Annotated in this window: 12 protein-coding genes, 2 rRNA genes and 1 pseudogene; 14 read left to right on the forward strand and 1 reads right to left on the reverse strand. The window is 64.0% G+C overall.

The annotated features are described in order from the left end of the window. Positions 1-100: ribosomal RNA gene (locus OIK44_RS05870) — 23S ribosomal RNA — on the forward strand; the annotation flags it as partial. A 141-nt stretch (positions 101-241) separates the two neighbouring features. Then, positions 242-354: ribosomal RNA gene (gene rrf / locus OIK44_RS05875) — 5S ribosomal RNA — on the forward strand. A 159-nt stretch (positions 355-513) separates the two neighbouring features. Here the strand turns inward: rrf and uraH are convergent. Next, positions 514-867 (reverse strand): hydroxyisourate hydrolase, encoded by a 354-nt coding sequence (uraH, locus tag OIK44_RS05880; RefSeq protein WP_273669805.1) that lies wholly within the window; start codon positions 865-867, stop codon positions 514-516. A gap of 109 nt (positions 868-976) precedes the next feature. On the opposite strand from uraH, the gene puuE reads away from it, so the two are divergent. From puuE to OIK44_RS05940, 12 genes and pseudogenes are all read left to right on the forward strand, one after another. Further along, complete coding sequence (gene puuE, locus OIK44_RS05885) at positions 977-1,930, forward strand: allantoinase PuuE (RefSeq protein WP_273669806.1); 954 nt, start codon at positions 977-979, stop codon at positions 1,928-1,930. A gap of 119 nt (positions 1,931-2,049) precedes the next feature. Continuing rightward, complete coding sequence (gene xdhA / locus OIK44_RS05890) at positions 2,050-3,528, forward strand: xanthine dehydrogenase small subunit (RefSeq protein ID WP_273669807.1); 1,479 nt, start codon at positions 2,050-2,052, stop codon at positions 3,526-3,528. Further along, on the forward strand, positions 3,525-5,870 hold the full coding sequence (xdhB, locus tag OIK44_RS05895; protein ID WP_273669808.1) for a xanthine dehydrogenase molybdopterin binding subunit: 2,346 nt from the start codon (positions 3,525-3,527) through the stop codon (positions 5,868-5,870). The genes xdhA and xdhB overlap by 4 nt, the downstream gene beginning before the upstream one ends. Continuing rightward, complete coding sequence (gene xdhC / locus OIK44_RS05900; protein ID WP_273670347.1) at positions 5,870-6,919, forward strand: xanthine dehydrogenase accessory protein XdhC; 1,050 nt, start codon at positions 5,870-5,872, stop codon at positions 6,917-6,919. Before xdhB ends, xdhC begins: the two co-directional genes overlap by 1 nt. Before the next feature lie 15 nt (positions 6,920-6,934). Then, positions 6,935-8,248 (forward strand): guanine deaminase, encoded by a 1,314-nt coding sequence (guaD, locus tag OIK44_RS05905; protein ID WP_273669809.1) that lies wholly within the window; start codon positions 6,935-6,937, stop codon positions 8,246-8,248. 61 nt (positions 8,249-8,309) lie between these two features. Further along, positions 8,310-9,773 carry an adenosine deaminase family protein gene (locus OIK44_RS05910; protein WP_273669810.1) on the forward strand — a complete coding sequence of 488 codons (1,464 nt, stop codon included), beginning with the start codon at positions 8,310-8,312 and terminating at the stop codon, positions 9,771-9,773. Positions 9,774-10,527: 754 nt separating this feature from the next. After that, positions 10,528-13,944 carry a TonB-dependent receptor gene (locus OIK44_RS05915; RefSeq protein ID WP_337587191.1) on the forward strand — a complete coding sequence of 1,139 codons (3,417 nt, stop codon included), beginning with the start codon at positions 10,528-10,530 and terminating at the stop codon, positions 13,942-13,944. Between the two features lie 137 nt (positions 13,945-14,081). Further along, positions 14,082-15,770 (forward strand): bifunctional metallophosphatase/5'-nucleotidase, encoded by a 1,689-nt coding sequence (locus OIK44_RS05920; protein WP_273669812.1) that lies wholly within the window; start codon positions 14,082-14,084, stop codon positions 15,768-15,770. Between the two features lie 20 nt (positions 15,771-15,790). Next, positions 15,791-17,005 (forward strand): phospholipase D-like domain-containing protein, encoded by a 1,215-nt coding sequence (locus OIK44_RS05925; RefSeq protein ID WP_273669813.1) that lies wholly within the window; start codon positions 15,791-15,793, stop codon positions 17,003-17,005. A 94-nt stretch (positions 17,006-17,099) separates the two neighbouring features. Beyond that, positions 17,100-17,498, forward strand: a pseudogene (locus tag OIK44_RS05930) (S1/P1 nuclease); the annotation flags it as partial. A 257-nt stretch (positions 17,499-17,755) separates the two neighbouring features. Further along, positions 17,756-18,094, forward strand: coding sequence for a hypothetical protein (locus tag OIK44_RS05935; RefSeq protein ID WP_273670363.1), 339 nt, complete (start codon positions 17,756-17,758; stop codon positions 18,092-18,094). Between the two features lie 151 nt (positions 18,095-18,245). After that, positions 18,246-18,917: a GntR family transcriptional regulator gene (locus OIK44_RS05940; RefSeq protein ID WP_273669814.1), complete on the forward strand. Its 672-nt coding sequence runs from the start codon at positions 18,246-18,248 to the stop codon at positions 18,915-18,917. Positions 18,918-18,970 lie beyond the last annotated feature (53 nt).

The raw sequence follows: 18,970 nt of genomic DNA on the forward strand, positions 1-18,970 counted from the left end.
TTTGAAGGGTCGTTCGAGACCAGGACGTTGATAGGCTGGGTGTGGAAGTGCAGTAATGCATTAAGCTAACCAGTACTAATTGCCCGTACGGCTTGTCCCTATAACCTTAGCAGGTGTGGAGATAAGAAATGACGCGCTGCCGTTTGTTGACAATACAAATCGCTGCCCAGTTTTACACTTTACTTCTTCCAGATTGAGCCGCTTGCCGCCCCGTTGGGGGCAGGCGGTTTTACAAGTTATGCCTGATGACCATAGCAAGTTGGTCCCACCCCTTCCCATCCCGAACAGGACCGTGAAACAACTTTGCGCCGATGATAGTGCTGCAACCAGTGTGAAAGTAGGTTATCGTCAGGCTAGTTATATTAAAAAACCCCGTTGGCGCCTTGTGCCTGACGGGGTTTTTTTCGTTTGGGGCTTTGCATGCTCCACGTCCAAAGCCGGGGTCAGACCCCAGAAGGCCGGGGTCAGACCCCTGAGTCCTTGCATCTGATTCTGGGGCTTTGGCGCGCGGACCTAGCTGCCGCGGTAGGTCGAATATGACCACGGCGACACTACCAGCGGCACGTGGTAGTTTTGCTCGGCGTGGGCGATGCCGAAGGCCAGCGTGACGAGGTCGATGAAGCGCGGCGCGGGCAGTTCAATGCCCTGGGCCGCGAAGTAGTCGCCGGCGTTGAATACCAGCTCGTATTGCCCGACTTTCATGCTGTCGCCTTCCAGCAGCGGCGCGCCGCAGCGCCCGTCGGCATTGGTGATGTCCATCTTCAGCAGGGTTTTGCCTTCGGCGCCGACGGAGAACAGCGCAACCTTGACGCCCGCCCCCGGTTTGCCTTGCGCTATGTCCAATACGTGCGTGCTCAGTTTGCCCATTGTTTGTCCTATATGTCGAAGTTGAAAATGCTTATCGTGCAAATCATATACTGGTGCGGGTTTGTCACTATATTATTGGGCATATATTTGTCATCGGCGCCGCCCATCCATGTCTACTTACGATAACTATCCTCGCGATCTGATCGGCTATGGCCGCACGCCGCCCCATCCGCAATGGCCGGGCCGCGCCCGCATTGCCTTGCAGTTCGTACTGAACTATGAGGAGGGCGCGGAAAACAATGTCTTGCACGGCGATGCGGCGTCGGAAACGTTCTTGTCGGAGATGATCGGCGCGGCGGCTTTTCCGATGCGTCACCTTAGCATGGAGTCGATTTACGAATACGGTTCGCGCGCGGGCTTGTGGCGCTTGCTGCGCCTGTTCGAGGAGCGCGCTTTGCCGCTGACGGTGTTCGGCGTGGCCATGGCCTTGAAACGCAACCCGGAGGCTGTGGCGGCCTTTCAGGAGCTGGGCCATGAGATTGCCTGCCACGGTTTGCGCTGGATTTCGTATCAGAATATGGATGAGGCGGGCGAGCGCGCGCATCTGCGCGAGGCCGTCGCCATCATCGAGGAACTGACGGGCGCGACGCCGCAGGGCTGGTACACGGGCCGCGATTCGCCGAATACGCGTAAGCTGGTGGTCGAGCATGGCGGCTTCCGCTACGACTCCGACTATTACGGCGACGATTTGCCGTTCTGGGAGTCGGTTGCGTACACCGACGCGGCCGGTGCGGCGCTGGTGCGGCCGCACTTGGTGGTGCCGTACACGCTGGACACCAACGATATGCGCTTCGCGGCGATGCAGGGTTTTAACTCCGGCACGCAGTTCTTCGATTACTTGAAGGATGCCTTCGACGTGTTGTACGCGGAGGGCGATCCGAATGGCTTGAACCAGCCGAAGATGTTGTCGATTGGTTTGCATTGCCGCCTGGTCGGCCGGCCCGCGCGCGCCGCCGCCCTGGCGCGTTTCCTCGATTATGTGCAGGGCCACGAACAGGTCTGGATCACGCGCCGCATTGATATCGCGGAACACTGGCATTCGGCACATCCATATGTAAAATGAATTAGGGCGCATGGCATAGCCGCAGTATGCGACTTGGCTGATAAGCGACATCAGCGCCAGGCCATAATGGTGAGGCGCCCGAGTGTTAATCTGCGCGCTGGGACAAAGCTGAGGCCACCATGTCGGAACCTGTGAAATTTTATTACCGTGGCGCGGTGCGGGAAGTCGCCGATGTGTCGACGACGCAGACTGTGTTGCAGCATCTGCGCGAGGATTTGCATTGCACCGGCACCAAGGAGGGCTGCGCCGAGGGCGACTGCGGCGCGTGCACCGTGGTGATCGGCAGCTTGCAGAATGGCCTGCTGGAATTGAAGGCCGTCAATTCCTGTATCCAGTTGACGCCCACGCTGGATGGCAAGGCCCTGTTCTCGGTGGAGGATTTGCAGCAGGCCGACGGCACGCTGCATCCGGTGCAACAGGCGCTGGTCGAATGCCACGGTTCCCAGTGCGGTTTCTGTACGCCGGGTTTCGCCATGTCGCTGTGGGGCATGTATTTGAAGCAGGAAGGCAGGCCGCAGCGGCGCGAGATCGACGACGCCCTGTCCGGCAATCTGTGCCGCTGCACCGGCTACCGCCCCATCATCGAGGCGGCCCGGCGTATGGGCGACTATCCCCGCGTCGCATTCGACCGCGCGGCGCTGACGCGGCAATTGCAGGCGCTGCGGCGCGACACGATGGCGACGTACCGCGCGCACGGCCGGCAATTCTTCGCGCCGCGCACGCTGGACGAGCTGGTGCAGGTGCGCGCCGAGCACCCGAACGCGTTGTTGCTGGCCGGTTCGACTGACGTCGGCCTGTGGGTCACCAAGCAGATGCGCGATCTGGGCGACATCATTTATCTCGGCCATGTCGACGCCTTGAAAACGCTGCGGGCGGCCGATGGCGTGCTGGAAATCGGCGCCGGCGTGACACTCAACGATGCCTACGCGGCGCTGTGCGCGCACTACCCGGCGCAATTGTCCGATATGTGGCAGCGCTTCGCCTCGCTGCCGATCCGCAACGCCGGCACGCTGGGCGGCAACGTCGCCAACGGTTCGCCGATCGGCGATTCGATGCCGTGGCTGATCGCGCTGGGCAGCGACATTGTGCTGCGCGGCAGCGCCGGCCAGCGCGTGATGGCGTTGGAAGATTTCTACCTCGCGTATCAAAAGAAGGATTTGCTGGCGGACGAGTTTGTTGCGGCCGTGCGCGTGCCCTTGCCGCGCGCGGGCGTGCAGTTCCGCACCTACAAGCTGGCCAAGCGCTTCGACCAGGATATTTCCGCAGTGTGCGCGGCGTTCGCTTTTACGCTGGACGCCGGCCGCATCAAGGAGGCGCGCATCGCCTTCGGCGGCATGGCGGCCACACCGAAACGGGCCAGTCACGCGGAGGCGTTTTTGAACGGGCAGGAATGGAGCGAGTCCAATCTGTATGCCGCAATGCAGTTGATGGAGCAAGATTACGCGCCGCTGTCCGATATGCGCGCGTCGGGCGCCTACCGGATGAAGGCGGCGCAAAACCTGTTGCGTCGTTTTTGGTTTGAAACCCGCAGCGATACCCCCCTGGCCCCTGGCGGCGTCAATGTTTTCGCCTGCCGCGCCGGAGAGGAATCATCATGAACCATCCAGGCACACCAGCATTGAAGGCGGCGTGGGCCGCGGTCGGCGTGCCGCGCGCGCACGAGTCGGCGCAGTTGCATGTGCTCGGCCAGGCCACCTACACGGATGACATTCCCGAGCTGCAAGGTACGCTGCACGCGGCGCTGGGGCTGTCGCAAAAGCCGCACGCAAAGATTCTCGCCATCGATCTGGCGGCGGTGCTGCAGGCGCGCGGCGTGGTCGCGGCCTATACGGCGCAGGACATTGTCGGCAGCAACGATTGCGGCCCCATCATCCATGACGATCCCATCCTGGCCTCTGGCCTGGTGCAGTATGTCGGGCAGCCGATCTTTATTGTCGTGGCGGACAGCCACGACAATGCGCGCCGCGCCGCGCGCCTGGCCAGCGTCACCTACGAGGAGTTGCCGGCGGTGCTGACGCCGCAGGCGGCCAAGGCGGCGCACTCCTATGTGCTGCCGCCGATGCAGCTCAAACGGGGCGACTACCAGGCCGCGTTTGAACGCGCGCCGCACGTCGTCACGGGTGAATTGTCGGTCGGCGGCCAGGAACAGTTCTATCTGGAAGGCCAGATTTCCTACGCGATTCCGAAGGAAGACCAGGGCATGCTGGTGTTGTGTTCGACCCAGCACCCGAGCGAGATGCAGCACGTGGTTGCGCACGCGCTGGGCGTGCACGCGCACAACATCACGGTCGAATGCCGGCGCATGGGCGGTGGTTTCGGCGGCAAGGAATCGCAGTCGGCCCTGTGGGCGGCGGCGGCCAGCATTGCCGCGTCCAAACTGAAGCGCCCGGTCAAGTTGCGCGCCGACCGCGACGACGATATGCTCGTCACCGGCAAGCGCCACTGTTTTTACTACGAGTACGCGGTCGGCTACGATGCCGACGGCAAGATCCTCGCGGCCAAGGTCGACATGGTGTTGCGCGCCGGCTTTTCGGCCGACTTGTCCGGCCCCGTCGCCACCCGTGCCGTCTGCCATTTCGATAATAGCTATTACCTGTCCGACGTCGAGATCCGCGCCGCCTGCGGCAAGACCAACACGCAGTCGAACACGGCCTTCCGTGGCTTCGGCGGGCCGCAGGGGGCGATCGCCATCGAGTACATCATCGACGATATCGCCCGTAATTTGGGCCGCGATGCGCTGGATATCCGCCGCCTGAATTTTTACGGCCGCAACGACGCCGAGGGCCGCAATGTCACGCCTTATGGGCAGAAAATCGTCGACAACGTGATCGTCGAGTTGAGCGCCGAGCTGGAAGCCAGCAGCGCCTACCGCGTCCGCCGCGCCGCCGTCGACGCCTTCAATCGAAGCAGCCCGGTGCTGAAAAAAGGCTTGGCCTTGACGCCGCTCAAATTCGGCATCGCGTTCAACGTCACCCATCTGAACCAGGCCGGTGCGCTGGTGCATGTGTATGTCGACGGCTCGGTGCTGGTCAACCACGGCGGCACGGAGATGGGGCAGGGCATCAACACCAAGGTGATGCAGGTCGTCGCGCATGAGCTGGGGCTGGATATCGCGCATGTGCGCGCCACCGCCACCGACACCAGCAAGGTTGCCAACACCTCGGCCACGGCCGCCTCGACGGGCGCCGATTTGAATGGCAAGGCGGCGCAGGATGCGGCGCGGCAGATCCGCGAACGGCTGGCCGCCCACGCGGTCAAACTGTACGGCGGCGACGCTGCGGTGGTGGACTTTTACGACAACGCCGTGCACGTCAACGGGCATGTCGTGGCGTTCACCGAGCTGGTGCAAAAAGCGTATCTGGCGCGGGTGCAATTGTGGTCCGACGGTTTCTACGCGACCCCGCATCTGCACTGGGACCCGAAGACGATGAACGGTCATCCGTTTTCGTATTTCGCCTATGGCGCGGCGGTGTCGGAAGTGCTCGTCGACACGCTCACGGGGGAGTGGAAATTATTGCGCGCCGATGTGCTGTACGACGCAGGCCAGTCGCTCAACCCGGCCATCGACCTGGGCCAGGTGGAGGGCGCGTTTATCCAGGGTATGGGCTGGCTGACCACCGAGCAACTGTGGTGGAACGCGGCGGGAAAACTGATGACGCACGCGCCGTCGACGTATAAGATTCCGGGCGTCTCCGATTGCCCCGAGGACTTCCGCGTGCGCCTGTTCAACAATCAGAATGTGGAGGACAGCATTCACCGCTCCAAGGCCGTCGGCGAGCCGCCGCTGCTGCTGCCGTTTTCCGTGTTTTTCGCGATCCGCGACGCCATCTCCAGCGTCGCCGGCCACCGCGTCAATCCGCCGCTCAATGCGCCGGCCACCTGCGAGGAAATCCTCAAGGCCATCGCCGCGGTCGAGTCGGCGGACGCCGGGGCGGCATGATGGACAATTGGCTGACGGGCGCCGGCGATGCCGGGGCGGTGCTGATCACGGTGGCGATCGTCGAGGGTTCCGGCCCGCGCGAAGCCGGCGCGAAGATGCTCGTCACCGCCACGCAGCGGTTTGACACGATAGGCGGCGGCCACCTGGAAATGCGCGCGATCGAGTTGGCGCGGGGCATGCTGGCCGGCGCCGCCGCGCCCGCGCGCATCGAGCGCTTCGCCCTCGGTCCCAGCCTGGGCCAGTGTTGCGGCGGTGTCGTGCATCTGGCCTTTGAACGCGTCGACGCAGACTTGGCCGCCGTGCTGGAGGCCCTGCGCCGGCGCGGCCAGGAAGATAGCTGGCGCGTCAGCGCCATCGACGGCGCGGCCGCATCCCTGCTGTTGGATGCTGCTGGAAACGTCATCGCCGGCACGGGCAAGGACGCGCTGGCGCCGTGCGCGCTGGAACGCGCCGCGCATGTGCTGCGGGACGGCGCCGGGCGGCGCTGGCTGGTCGATCCCTGCCTGGCGCCGCGCGCCCATCTGACGCTGTTCGGCGCCGGCCACGTCGGCGCGGCCATCGTGCGCGCGCTGGCCGAGTTGCCCTGCAATATCACCTGGGTCGACGAACGCGAGGACATGTTCCCTGCGGTCGTGCCGCAGCATGTCCGCATCGAAGCGACGGACATGCCGGAAGCCCTGGTCGGCGAGGCGCCGTCCGGCGCCAGCTTCCTTGTCATGACGCACAGCCACGCGCTCGACCAGCGCTTGACCGAGGCGATCATGGCGCGCGCCGATGTCGGCTGGTTCGGCCTGATCGGTTCGCAGACGAAGCGCCGGCAATTCGAGCACCGGCTGCGCGCGCGCGGCGTGGACCCGGCGCGCATCGAGGCGATGGTGTGCCCGATCGGTTTGCCCGGCATCGGCAACAAGGCCCCGGCCGCGATCGCCGTCGCCGTCTGTGCCCAACTTCTCATGGTGTGGGAGGCGGCCGCGGCGGCCACCCGCGCCACCGCGCCGCTCAGGCTGGCAGCCTCGGGCGGCGTCGTCAAAGTAACTCACCAGTTTTAGAAAAAGAAAGCAATCATGTCGACAGCAACACCCACCCCGCAAGCTTACCGGGCAAGCTTGCTGCACTTCCACGCCGATCCCGCGTTCAGCGAGCAGGCCCACGCCTGGCACGAGGACGGCCTGCTGATTATTGCCGACGGCAAGGTCCAGGCGGCCGGCGACTATGCCCAGTTGCATGCCAGCCTGCCGCCCGGCAGCGTCGTCGAAGACCATCGCGGCAAGCTCATCCTGCCCGGCTTCATCGACACCCATGTGCATTTTCCGCAAACGGACATGATCGCCTCGCCGGCGCCCGGCCTGCTGCCGTGGCTGGAGACTTACACCTTTCCGACGGAGCGCCAGTTCGCCGATCCCGCGCACGCGCGCGACGTGGCCGACTTCTTCCTCGACGAGCTGCTGCGCTGCGGCACAACGACGGCGATGGTGTACTGCACCGTGCATCCGGCATCCGTCGACGCCTTCTTCGCGGCCAGCGAGGCGCGCCAGTTGCGCATGGTGGCCGGCAAGGTGATGATGGACCGCAACTGCCCGGAATTCCTGCGCGACACGGCCGAGGGCGGCGCGCGCGACACGGAAGACTTGATACAGCGCTGGCACAAGCGCGGCCGCGCGCTGTACGCGATCACGCCGCGCTTCGCCCCGACTTCGACGCCAGCCCAGCTGGCGCTGGCCGGCGAGCTGGCGCGCGCTTATCCGGACACCTATCTGCAAACCCATGTGGCGGAAAACGAGGACGAATGCCAATGGGTCAAATCGCTGTTCCCGAACGCCCGCAGCTACCTCGACGTCTACGACCACTACGGCATGCTGCGCCCGCGCGCCATGTACGGCCACTGCATCTGGCTCAGCGAGCGCGACCGCGAACGGATGGCGGAAACCCAGTCGGCGGCGGCGGTGTGCCCGAGCTCCAACCTGTTCCTCGGCAGCGGCCTGTTCGACTTCGAGCGCGCCGACGCGGCCCGCGTGCCGCTGTCGCTGGCGACGGACGTCGGCGGCGGCACCTCGTTCTCGATGTTGCAAACGATGAATGAAGCCTATAAAGTAGCGCGCATGAAAGGCAGTTATTTGCCGGCAATGCGTATGTTTTACCTGGCGACACTGGGCGCCGCCCGCGGCATGCAACTCGAAGGCACGATCGGCAACTTCGCCGCCGGCGCGGAAGCGGACTTCATCGTCCTCGACCCGAAGGCGACGCCGCTGCTGGCGCGCCGCACCGCGCGCTGCAACAGCCTGGAAGAGTTGCTGTTCGCGCTGGCGCTGCTGGGCGACGACCGCGCGGTCGCCGTCACCTTCGCCGCCGGCCGCCGGGTGCACCAGCGCGCCGCCTAGCTATTTTTTCGGCCGACGAGCCCCGCTCCGACAGTGTCCTTAATCCAATAGAAAGCACCACATGCAAAAGAAATTCCCCTGCCTGATGATCGCGCTGGCCCTGGCGGGCGGCGCCCATGCCGCCACGGCGGCGTCGAATGAAGAGGTGACGAAACGCCATTTCGCCGCACTCGTTTCCGGCGCGCAGCCGAAGATGGCCGAGCTGACGATGTTCTTTTCGATGATGCCGAAGGGCGGGGATTTGCACCACCATTACTCGGGCGCCATCTACGCCGAGCAATATCTGGAGTGGGTCGACAAGCAGCACTACTGCGTCGACAAGGCCACTTATCAGATCGTCAGCGTTCCGGCGGCCATCGCCGCCGGCCGCGCCAAGGGGACTTGCCTGTCGTCGGCCGAGGTGATCGCCGACAACGCCATGTACCGCGAGCTGCTGCAGCGCTGGTCGATCAAGGATTTCTCCAACCACGGCGCGCTGCAGTCGCCGCCGGACCGCCAGTTCTTCGACACCTTCGGCTACTTCGGCCCCGTCGCGTCGACCAATACCAACGAAGGTTTGCTGACGCTGAAGCAGCGCGCCATCAAGGAAAACCTGGCCTATATCGAAACCATCTTCGAGCTGGCGCCGTTCACGCAGGACGCCGACTTCGACCAGAAAGTGGCGCAGCCCGGCACCGACCTGGGCGCGCAGATGGCGGCGCTGAGCGCAACGCTGGAGCGTGACGCCGGCTTCCAGCAAAACATTGCCAACTACCTGGCCAATGTGAAGACCAGCAGTGCGGGCGTCGACGACGCCCAGTTCAGCATGCGCTACCAGGCCTATGTGCTGCGCTTCCTGTCGCCGTCGCAAGTGTTTTCGTCGATGCTGGCCGGTTTCAAATTGGCCAGCCAGAGTCCGCAAGTGGTGGGCGTGAATATCGTCGGCGCGGAAAACTTTCATGTGTCGATGCGCGACTACGCGCTGCACATGCAGATGTTCAAATTCCTGAAAGCCAAGTATCCATCCGTCAAGCTGGCGCTGCACGCCGGCGAGCTGGCGCTGGGCATGGTGCCGCCGGAAGGGTTGAGCTTCCACATCAGCGACGCCATCGAGGTGGCCGGCGCCGACCGTATCGGCCACGGCATTGACCTTGCGCATGAAACGAAGGCGCTGGCGATCTTGCAGACGATGCGAGAACGGGGCATTCCCGTGGAAATCAATTTGACCAGCAACGAGTTCATCGCCGGCGTCAAGAACGCGGCGCACCCGCTGGACCTGTACCGCAGGCACGGCGTGCCTTTGGTCATCTCGACCGACGATCCTGGCGTGTCGCGCAACAATCTGTCGGGCGAGTATGTGCTGTTCGCCAGCCGCTACAAGACCGATTATGCGGAAGTCAAAAAGCTGTCCTACAACAGCCTGCGCTATTCCTTCCTGGCGGACGCGGATAAGCAACGCTTGATCAAGCAGCTCGACGGCCGCTTCGCCGCCTTTGAAGCGGCGATCGCTGCGGCGCACAAAAAAACCACAGCGCCTAAACCGTAATCGATGCGGCGCGCGCTCCGCGCGCCGCAGTGCCCCAGTGCGCGGCCGGACTCGCCGGCCGCTTCCTCTCTTTCGTGTTATCGCTACCAATAATATCTTTTTATACATTGTGTGGTGGCCGTGCTACACAATCCGCAGTAAATCCCGTCCTTTTTTTCAATTTGGACGTGAATCAAATTCAAGCAACATTTGCTCATTTATAATCTTGCCCCACGGACTTTTCCCCTTTGATGAAGGGAAAAAACCTTTGTTTTGTTGCGGGCAATTTATATCTTTAATGTATAAATTCTTAAGAAAAAACGTATTTGTCATCCATTTTTCCTTAATGCATAGTGGCGCGAATGTAATGCCAAAAAGTTAAACTATTCGCTATGCGGCAAGTTTTTCGGGGCCCTTACGCGGTCTTTTTTGACTGTTTTCGACGTCATCAATGTGTCATAACCTTGAAATATTTAACCATTACACTCTCGCGTTGCACCGGGCAACGATGAGACGGAAGGGGCCGGCGGGGAAGTTTGCCGAGGCCGCGTATTGGGCATAAATAGGGGTGTGTTTGCGTGAAATGGAAGCGGATGCGCCCGATTTTGTCTGGCGGGGCGGCAGCGTTCAGGCCGGCCGACGTATCAGTTGCAGCATAGTAAAGAAGGGTTTTTCGCGTTATTCGCGCGCAAATCTCACAAAATAAAATAGTCTTTTTTGGGGTTATACAATGATCAATCACAAACGGCTTCGGCTGACGCAGATAGCACTCAGCTTGTCTATCGCGCTGGCAGCGGCACCGTCGTTCGCGCAGAACACCACTTCTGCCATCGGCGGCCGCATCTCCGGCAGCGACGGCCAGCCGGCCAGCGGCGCCACCGTCACCATCGTGCACACGGAATCTGGCTCGGTCAACAATGTTGTCACCGACGCGCAAGGCCGCTACGTTGCGCGCGGCTTGCGCGTCGGCGGTCCTTACACGATCACTATCAGCAAAAACGGCGTGATGGAAAAACGCGAAGGTGTGTTCGTGCAACTGGCCGAGACGGCCAGTGTCGACGCCACCTTGGGCGCCACGGCGATCCAGTCCGTGACCGTGACCGGCAGCGCGGTGCGCTCCGACAAGTTCAGCAAATCGAATATGGGCGCGGGCACGAACATCGGCGCGCGCGAAATGGCGATGCAGGCTTCGATCCAGCGCAATTTGCAGGACTATGCCCGTTCCGATCCGCGCGTGTCGCAAACCGACAAAGAGCGCGGCGAAATGTCCGTGGCCGGCCAGAACTCGCGCTACAACTCGATGACCGTCGACGGCGTGGCCGTCAACGACACCTTCGGCCTGGAAGCGAACGGCAGCCCGACCGCCAAGCAGCCGATCTCGATCGACGCGATCCAGTCGGTGCAGGTGAACGTGGCCAATTACGACGTCACGCAAAAGGGTTACACAGGCGCCAACATCAACGCCGTCACCAAGTCCGGCACGAACACCGCCAAAGGCAGCGTCTACTACGTGTTCCGCAATGACTCGACGGCGGGCGACCGTTACAACAGCAGCAACGACACCTACAGCAAGCCGGCGCCGTTCCGCGAAACGACCAAGGGCATGACCCTCGGCGCGCCGCTGATCGAGGACAAGTTGTTCCTGTTCGCCGCGTATGAAACGCTCGACAGCAGCCGCACCACGGCGCCGTTCGGCCCGCTGGGCAGCAATATGACCAACGTCGGCATCACGCCGGACGCCATCGCCAAGGCCCAGGCCATCGCCAAGAGCAAGTACAACTTCAACGCCGGCAGTTTCGACGCCTCGGGCCAGTCGCTGAAAGTGGACGACCTGTTGTTGAAGCTGGACTGGAACATCAACGAATCGCACCGCGCGATGATGCGCTATTCGCGGACCAACCAGGCCGAGCCGCAATTCCCGAACACCAGTTCCACCGGCCTGTCGCTGTCGTCCCACTGGTTCTCGCAGAAGAAGAGCCTCGAAACCCTGGTCGGTCAATGGTTCGCCGACTGGACCCCGACCTTCGCGACGGAGTTCAAGGTATCGTCGCGCGACTATGACAGCGCGCCGGCGAATAATTCGACGCTGCCGGCAATCGGCTTGTTATTTACCGGCGCCAATCCGGCCGGCACGCCGTCGGCGGTGCCAACCGACCGCCGTTACCTGAATTTCGGTACGGAGCAAAACCGCCACCGCAATATCCTGAACACCAAGACCAAGGACGCCTACCTGGGCGCCAACTGGTCGCTGGGCGCGCACGAGGTGAAGTTCGGCGGCGACTACAGCAAGAACGACGTCTACAACGCCTACCTGCAGAATATGTATGGTAACTATACATTCAGCTGCGTTAGCAGCAGTGCGAACTACACCTATAGTTTCGGCTCGACCAACTGTGGCAATCCGAAGAGCGGGGAGGTCGCGGCGACGCCGGAGCAGATCGCCCAGGCGGTGTTGGAAAACTTTAGTCGCGGCCGGTTTAGCACGTATCAGGTGCAATTCCCGGCCCCCGGCATCGCGCTGGATGACACGGCCGCCCGTTTCAGCCTGAAGAACTACGGCACGTTTGTCCAGGATACCTGGACCGTCAATCCGCGCCTGACCATCTCCTACGGCGTGCGCATCGATTCGGCGCGCATCGGCGAGCGTCCACGCGCCAACACCGCCGCCGCCGCGCCTATGGTGGAAGCGACGGCTGCCAGCGGTTGGCGCCGCACCGGCGGTTTTGGCGTCGACAATACCCTCACCATCGACGGCCAGAATTTGATACAGCCGCGCGCAGGGTTCAATTTGACTCTCGACAGCACGCGCAATATGCAATTGCGCGGCGGCGCGGGCCTGTTCCAGGGCGCGGCTGCGGCCGTGTGGTTGTCCAACCCATTCGCCAACCCAGGCGTGGCGACCCAGGTGCAGGGTTGCGGCACGTCCGGCTATGCATCCTGCCTGAACAAGGATGGTTCCGGCAAGGACGGCGTGTTCAATCCTGATCCGACCAAGCAGCCGAGCATTTCCGTTGGCGCGGCCAACGTTGACGTGCTGGCGCCCGGCCTGCGCCAACCTGCGGTCTGGAAAGCCAATCTGGCATTCGACACGGAACTGCCTTGGTTCGGTATCGTTTTCAGCGCGGAATACCTGTACACCAAGAACCGCGACGGTATTTACTATCAGCACCTGAACCTGGGCGCGCCGACCAAGACCGGCACCGACGGCCGCGCGCTGTACTACACGGCGCAGGGCTATGCCAGCGATTGCTGGGACATGAACGGCAGCGTCAAATCGACCGCTTCCAATGCGGCCGGTTCGTGCAGCAGCAGTCGCGCGCGTGCAGGCAGCAACGTTGCTTACAACAACGTTCTGGCCGCGACCCGGACAGAAAAAGGCGGTGGCAGCCTGGCCACGCTGTCGCTCAGCCGTCCTCTGAGCAAGGGCTTCGGTTGGTCGGTGGCCTATACCTACACGGACGCCACGGAAGTGTCGCCGTTGACGTCGTCCGTGTCGAACTCGAACTGGGCCGGTCGCGCCGTGTTCAACCCGAATGAGGAAGTGGCGGCCAATTCGAGCTATCTGGTGAAGGACCGCATCAACGCACTGCTGAACTTCGAGAAGGCTTTCTTCGGCGCCTACAAGACCACGCTGGGCGTGTTTTATGAAGGCCGCACCGGCAAGCCGTACAGCTGGACCGTCAACAACGACTTGAACGGTGACGGCCTGGCTGGCAACGACTTGATGTTCATCCCTTCGGCGCCAGGCTCGGGCCAGGTAGTGTTCGCCGGCGACGTCGGCGGCAGCCACGCCAACGAGGACAAGTTCTGGTCCGTGGTGAATGCCAACAAGAACCTGAAGAATGCCGCCGGCGGCGTGGTGGGGCGTAACAGCAGCTTCGCGCCGTGGACCAACAGCTTTGACTTGCGCATCCGCCAGGAATTGCCAGGCTTCTCGAAGAACCACAAGGCGTCGTTCACTTTCGACATTTTCAACGTCGGCAATTTGCTGAACAAGAAATGGGGCCGTATCAATGAAGTCGGCTTCCAGTCGAACGGCGGCCAGGCGCGCAGCTTCGTCGATTACGTCGGCCTGGATGCACAGGGCCGTTACATCTACAAAGTACGCGACAAGGTCGAGGACTACGACGTGCGCCAAGCCAAGGGCGAATCCCAGTGGGCGCTCCAGGCAACACTGAAGTACGAGTTCTAAGCTTGTTGCTTCGATAGTGCAGAAACGGCTGGTGGCAACACCGGCCGTTTTTTTTCCCGCTGTGCGGCGCGCCGAGCGCGGCGCCCGCAGCTGATGTACCCTATTGCTTTTTGAAAAATATTACTTTTGCCTACGCCATGAAAACTTACCTGAGCCCCCTCGCGGCCGCCGCCGCCCTGGTCCTGCTGATGGGCGGCTGCGCCACCCGTTCCAGCGGGCCGGTCGACATCAATCTGGTGGCGCTGAACGACTTTCATGGCAATCTGGAGCGCAGCAAATTCCGTTACACCAGCGTCATCGACAAGACCCCGCACACGATCGAGGCGGGCGGCATCGACACGGTGGCGGCGGCCCTGCAGGCCTGGCGCCAGGAAGACCGCGAGCTGCTGCTGGTCGGCGCCGGCGACCTGGTCGGCGCCAGCCCGGCCATGTCGGCGATGTGGGCGGACGAGCCCAGCATCGGCGCGCTGAACCTGCTGGGCCTGCGCGCGACCTCGGTCGGCAACCACGAATTCGACCAGGGCCGCCTGGAGCTGCTACGCCAGCAGGAGGGCGGCTGCGTCTCGCCCCGTCCCGACAAGGCTTGCCAGTACGAACCGACCTACCACGGCGCCAAGTTCAGCTATCTGGCCGCCAATGTGCTCGACAGCGCCACCGGCAAGCCCTTCATGCCGGCCTACCGCGTCGAGACGGCGCACGGCATCAAGATCGCCTTCATCGGCGCCGTGCTGAAAGGCACGGCCTCGGTGGTGCTGGCCTCCGGCATCGCCGGCCTGGAGTTCGGCGACGAGGCCGACGCCGTCAACCGCGTGCTGCCGGAGCTGCGCGCCCAGGGCGTCGGCGTGTTCGTCGTGCTGCTCCACCAGGGCGGGCACAGCAGCGAGCCTTTCGACCAGCCCGACTGCAGCACCCTGAAAGGCCCCATCGTCGACGTCGTCGAGCGGCTGCACCCGTCCATCAGCGTCGTCGTCAGCGGGCACTCGCACACCGGCTACACTTGCCGCGTCGACGGCCGCCTGGTGACCCAGGCCGACATGGGCGGCCACATGCTTTCGCGCATCAAGCTCAGCGTCGACCCCGACAGCAAGCGCGTGCTCGCCGCGAGCGCGCGCAACATCGTCATGACCCAGGGCACCTATCCGGAAGACCCGGTCATGAGCGAGTACCTGAACGCCGTGCGCGAGCGCAGCGCGGCGGCGCTGGCGCGGCCGGTGGCGCGCCTGGCCGTCGCCAGCGTCGGGCGCGAGAAATCGGCCGCGGGCGAGACGGCGCTGGGGAATCTGGTGGCCGACGCCACGCTGGCGGCCGGCCAGGCGGCCGGCGCGCAGATCGCCTTCATGAACAACGGCGGCCTGCGCAAGGACCTCGAAGCCGGCGCCGACCTGGTCAGCACGACGGGGCAGACGCAGATGGTGCTGCCCTTCGGTAACACGCTGGTCGTGATGACGCTGACGGGCGCGCAGATCCGCGCGCTGCTGGAACAGCAATGGGGCCAGGACGGCGCCGATCTGCACGGCGTGCTGCAGGTGTCGGACGGCTTTCAGTACCGCTGGGACGGCAGGCGGCCGCAGGGCCAGCGCGTGCTGCCCGGCAGCGTGCGCTTGAAGGGCGCGCCGCTGGACGACGCCAAGCCGTACCGCGTGGTGGTGAACAACTTCCTGGCCGAGGGCGGCGACAATTTCCCCGTGTTTGCCGAAGGCACGCAGCGCGTCCGCACCCACATCCGCGACACCGACGCGCTGGCCGACTATCTGGGCAAACGCGACCGCGCCGGCAATCCGGCCGGCAGCGCGACGCCGGCCGGCCGCATCCAGCGCGTTCAATAACACTTTACGGAAGCTTTCCCATGCATCGATTTTTATTCACCGCCTTGCTTGGCGCGGCCGGCCTGGCCCGCGCCGATTTCACCATCCCCGGCTACGAGCTGGTGCAGACCGCGCCGCTGGAAACGCGCCTGTCCAATCCCGACCTGCGCGACGCCGTGGCGGTGTGGTCGGAACTGTTCGACGCCGCCAAAACGGACATCGCCATCGGCCAGTTCTACGCCGTCGGCAAGGCCGGCAGCGCCTTCGACAAGGTGCTGGCGCGCCTGACGGCGGCGGGCCGGCGCGGCGTCAAGATCCGCTTCCTGCTGGACCAGAAGGGCGTCGGCCTGTCGGACCCGGCCACCATCGCGCAACTGAAGGCGATTCCGAACCTGGAAATGCGCGTCATCGACTTCAACAAGCTGACCGGCAACGGCATCCTGCACGCCAAATACCTGGTCGTCGACGGCGCCACCGCCTACGTCGGCAGCCAGAACTTCGACTGGCGCTCGTTCGAGCACATCCACGAGACGGGCTTGCGCATCAGCGACGCCAAGGTGGCGGCCCAGGTGCAAGCCGTGTTCGAGCAGGATTGGCGGGCCCAGGCGCTGTCGGCGCAGGGGTTGCCGGTGGCGCCGCTGAACACCAAGGTGGCGCCGGCCGACTATGCGCAAAACGCTTTCCTGCTGGCCAGCCCGAACGCCTACAACCCGGCCGGCGTGGGCGACTCGGAAAGCGGCCTGCCGGCGCTGCTGGCCGAGGCCACCAGCGAGGTGCGCATCCAGCTGCTCGACTACGCGCCGCTCAGCTACGGGCCGAACCGCACGCGGCCGTATTACGCCGTCATCGACAACGCGCTGCGCGCCGCGCTGGGACGGGGCGTCAAGGTCAAGCTGATGGTGTCGAACTGGAACACCGAGGCGCCGGCGCTGGCCTATCTGAAAAGCCTGAGCCTGCTGCCCGGCATCGAAATACGCATCGTCACCATTCCCCCGGCGGCCAGCGGCTTCATCCCCTTCGCCCGCGTCATCCACAGCAAGAACATGGTGATAGACGGCAAGCTGGCCTGGGTCGGCACCAGCAACTGGGCCGGCGGCTACCTGGACCTGTCGCGCAACCTGGAAGTGGTGATGCGCAACGAAAAAATGGCGCAGCGCCTGGGCGCGCTGCACGAGCAGACGTGGAACTCGGCGTATGCGCAACCGCTGGACGTCAACAAGCACTACCCGAAACCGGGCAAGGCCAGCCCCGAGTGAGGCGGGCAGCACATTTTCTAAAGAGATCACCGCAATGATGAAAAAAATAGCCTGCGCGCTGGCGCTGGGCGGCGCCTTCGCCTCGTTTAACGCCATGGCGTGGGGCAACGACGGCCACCGCGCCGTCGGCGCCATCGCCGACCAGCTGATCCAGGGCAGCAACGCGCAGCGCCAGGTGGCGGCGCTGCTGCAGGCGGGCGAGAGCCTGGAGAAGGTCGCCAACTGGGCCGACTGCGTGAAGGGCACCTTCTGCGGCCCGCAAACGGCGGAAATGCTCGAATACACAACGGCCAACCCGAAGCACAGCGAGTACCACTACACCGACATCCCGTTCCAGAACGCCCACTACCATGACGGCGCCGTCGGCAGCGCCGCCGACGACATCGTGCAGACCTTGAAGCAGGCCATCGCCGTGCTGCAGGGGCGTGACGACGCGGCCAGCAACCCGCACCGCTTCAGCAAGCGCCAGGCGCTGATCCTGCTGACCCATCTGGCCGGCGATATCCACCAGCCGCTGCACGTGGGCGCGGCCTACGTCGGCAAGGACGGCGGCTTCGTCGTGCCGGCGGCGCATGGGCAGATCGACGCCGTCAACATGTTCGACGCCCGCGGCGGCAACAATCTGCTGCTCGACGACGCCAGGTTGGCGACGGCCAGCGCCGAACTGATTCCGGCGGCGCCGCCCGGGCCAAGGCCGAGGCCGCCACCAAACCCGTTACCAAGCCCTTCCACTCCTACTGGGACAGCACGGTGGTCGACTACGCGATGCGGCGCATCGGCGCGCGCACGCCGGAGCAATTCGCCCGGCTCGTCATCGCCGCCCAGCCCGCCGTGGCCGCCAACACCGGCGCGCCGGCCAACTGGCCCTACCAGTGGGCCGACGACGCGCTGCAGGCGTCGAAACTGGCGTATGCCGACGTCGCGCCGGGGCAGGCCAGCATACAAACGAGCAAAAATGGCGATCACTACCGCGTCTGGGCGCTGGAAGTGCCGCAGAACTACCCCGTGCCCAGCTCGGCGCTGGCCAAGGCCCAACTGACCAAGGGCGGCTACCACCTGGCGTCGCTGCTGCAGGCGATCTGGCCCTAATCTGGCCTGAACGGCGCCGCCAGCCGGGGACAGACCACGATTTTCGAGAAAGAATTTCTGGAAAATCGTGGTCTGTCCCCGGCTTTTGCCTGGCGCATGGATTATGATGATTTTTATGTCGAACCTTTTCCCCCCCGGAGCCCGCCTTTTGATGACGTCCCTTCCCGCCGATGCCAAGCCGGCCGCGTCCAAGCTGCGCGCCGCCGACATGGCCTATGACCGCATCGAGAGCATGATCGTCACGCTGCAGCTCAAGCCCGGCGCGCCCATTGTCGAAGCCGAGCTGGTCGAGGGCACCGGCATGGGCCGCACGCCGGTGCGCGAAGCCTTGATGCGGATGGTCGCGAATGGCCTGATCGACCAGTTGCCGCGGCGCGGCCTGACCGTCAGCGCCATCGAGGCGGCCGAGCACCTGACGTTGATCGAAACGCGCCGCGTGCTGGAGCGCCTGATCGTCGCCAGCGCCGCGCGCCGCGCCGCGCCGCCGCTGCGCAAGGCCATCCTGGCGAGCGCGCAAAAGATGGTCGGCGCCGCCGCCAAGAGCGATTTGAAGGGGTATATGCTGGCCGACCAGGGCCTGGACCACGTCATCCACGAAGCCTGCCGCAATCCGTCGGCGGTGGCGGCGGTGGTGCCGCTGGTGATCAAGTGCCGGCGCTTCTGGTACGCCTACCAGCACGAGGGCGACATCGAACAGGGCGCCGCCTGCCATCTGCAACTGGCCGCCGCCATCGCCGCCGGCGACGCCGACGCCGCCGTGCGCGGCGCCGACGCGCTGATGGATTACCTGGAATCGTTCACGCGCAAGGTGATCGACGGCTGATACCCGCGGGTGTGCTGAAATCGTCGTTCTCGGTCAGGCTTTCCGGCCAAGAC

It is taken from the genome of Janthinobacterium fluminis (assembly GCF_028595325.1).
Lineage (GTDB): Bacteria > Pseudomonadota > Gammaproteobacteria > Burkholderiales > Burkholderiaceae_D > Janthinobacterium > Janthinobacterium fluminis.

Bases quoted from the DNA above. Each gene is read 5' to 3' on its own strand.
- xdhA (WP_273669807.1), top strand. From the start codon at position 2,050: ATGTCGGAACCTGTGAAATTTTATTACCGTGGCGCGGTGCGGGAAGTC.
- OIK44_RS05910 (WP_273669810.1), top strand. From the start codon at position 8,310: ATGCAAAAGAAATTCCCCTGCCTGATGATCGCGCTGGCCCTGGCGGGC.
- puuE (WP_273669806.1), top strand. From the start codon at position 977: ATGTCTACTTACGATAACTATCCTCGCGATCTGATCGGCTATGGCCGC.
- OIK44_RS05925 (WP_273669813.1), top strand. From the start codon at position 15,791: ATGCATCGATTTTTATTCACCGCCTTGCTTGGCGCGGCCGGCCTGGCC.
- OIK44_RS05940 (WP_273669814.1), top strand. From the start codon at position 18,246: ATGACGTCCCTTCCCGCCGATGCCAAGCCGGCCGCGTCCAAGCTGCGC.
- xdhB (WP_273669808.1), top strand. From the start codon at position 3,525: ATGAACCATCCAGGCACACCAGCATTGAAGGCGGCGTGGGCCGCGGTC.
- guaD (WP_273669809.1), top strand. From the start codon at position 6,935: ATGTCGACAGCAACACCCACCCCGCAAGCTTACCGGGCAAGCTTGCTG.
- uraH (WP_273669805.1), bottom strand. From the start codon at position 867: ATGGGCAAACTGAGCACGCACGTATTGGACATAGCGCAAGGCAAACCG.
- xdhC (WP_273670347.1), top strand. From the start codon at position 5,870: ATGGACAATTGGCTGACGGGCGCCGGCGATGCCGGGGCGGTGCTGATC.
- OIK44_RS05920 (WP_273669812.1), top strand. From the start codon at position 14,082: ATGAAAACTTACCTGAGCCCCCTCGCGGCCGCCGCCGCCCTGGTCCTG.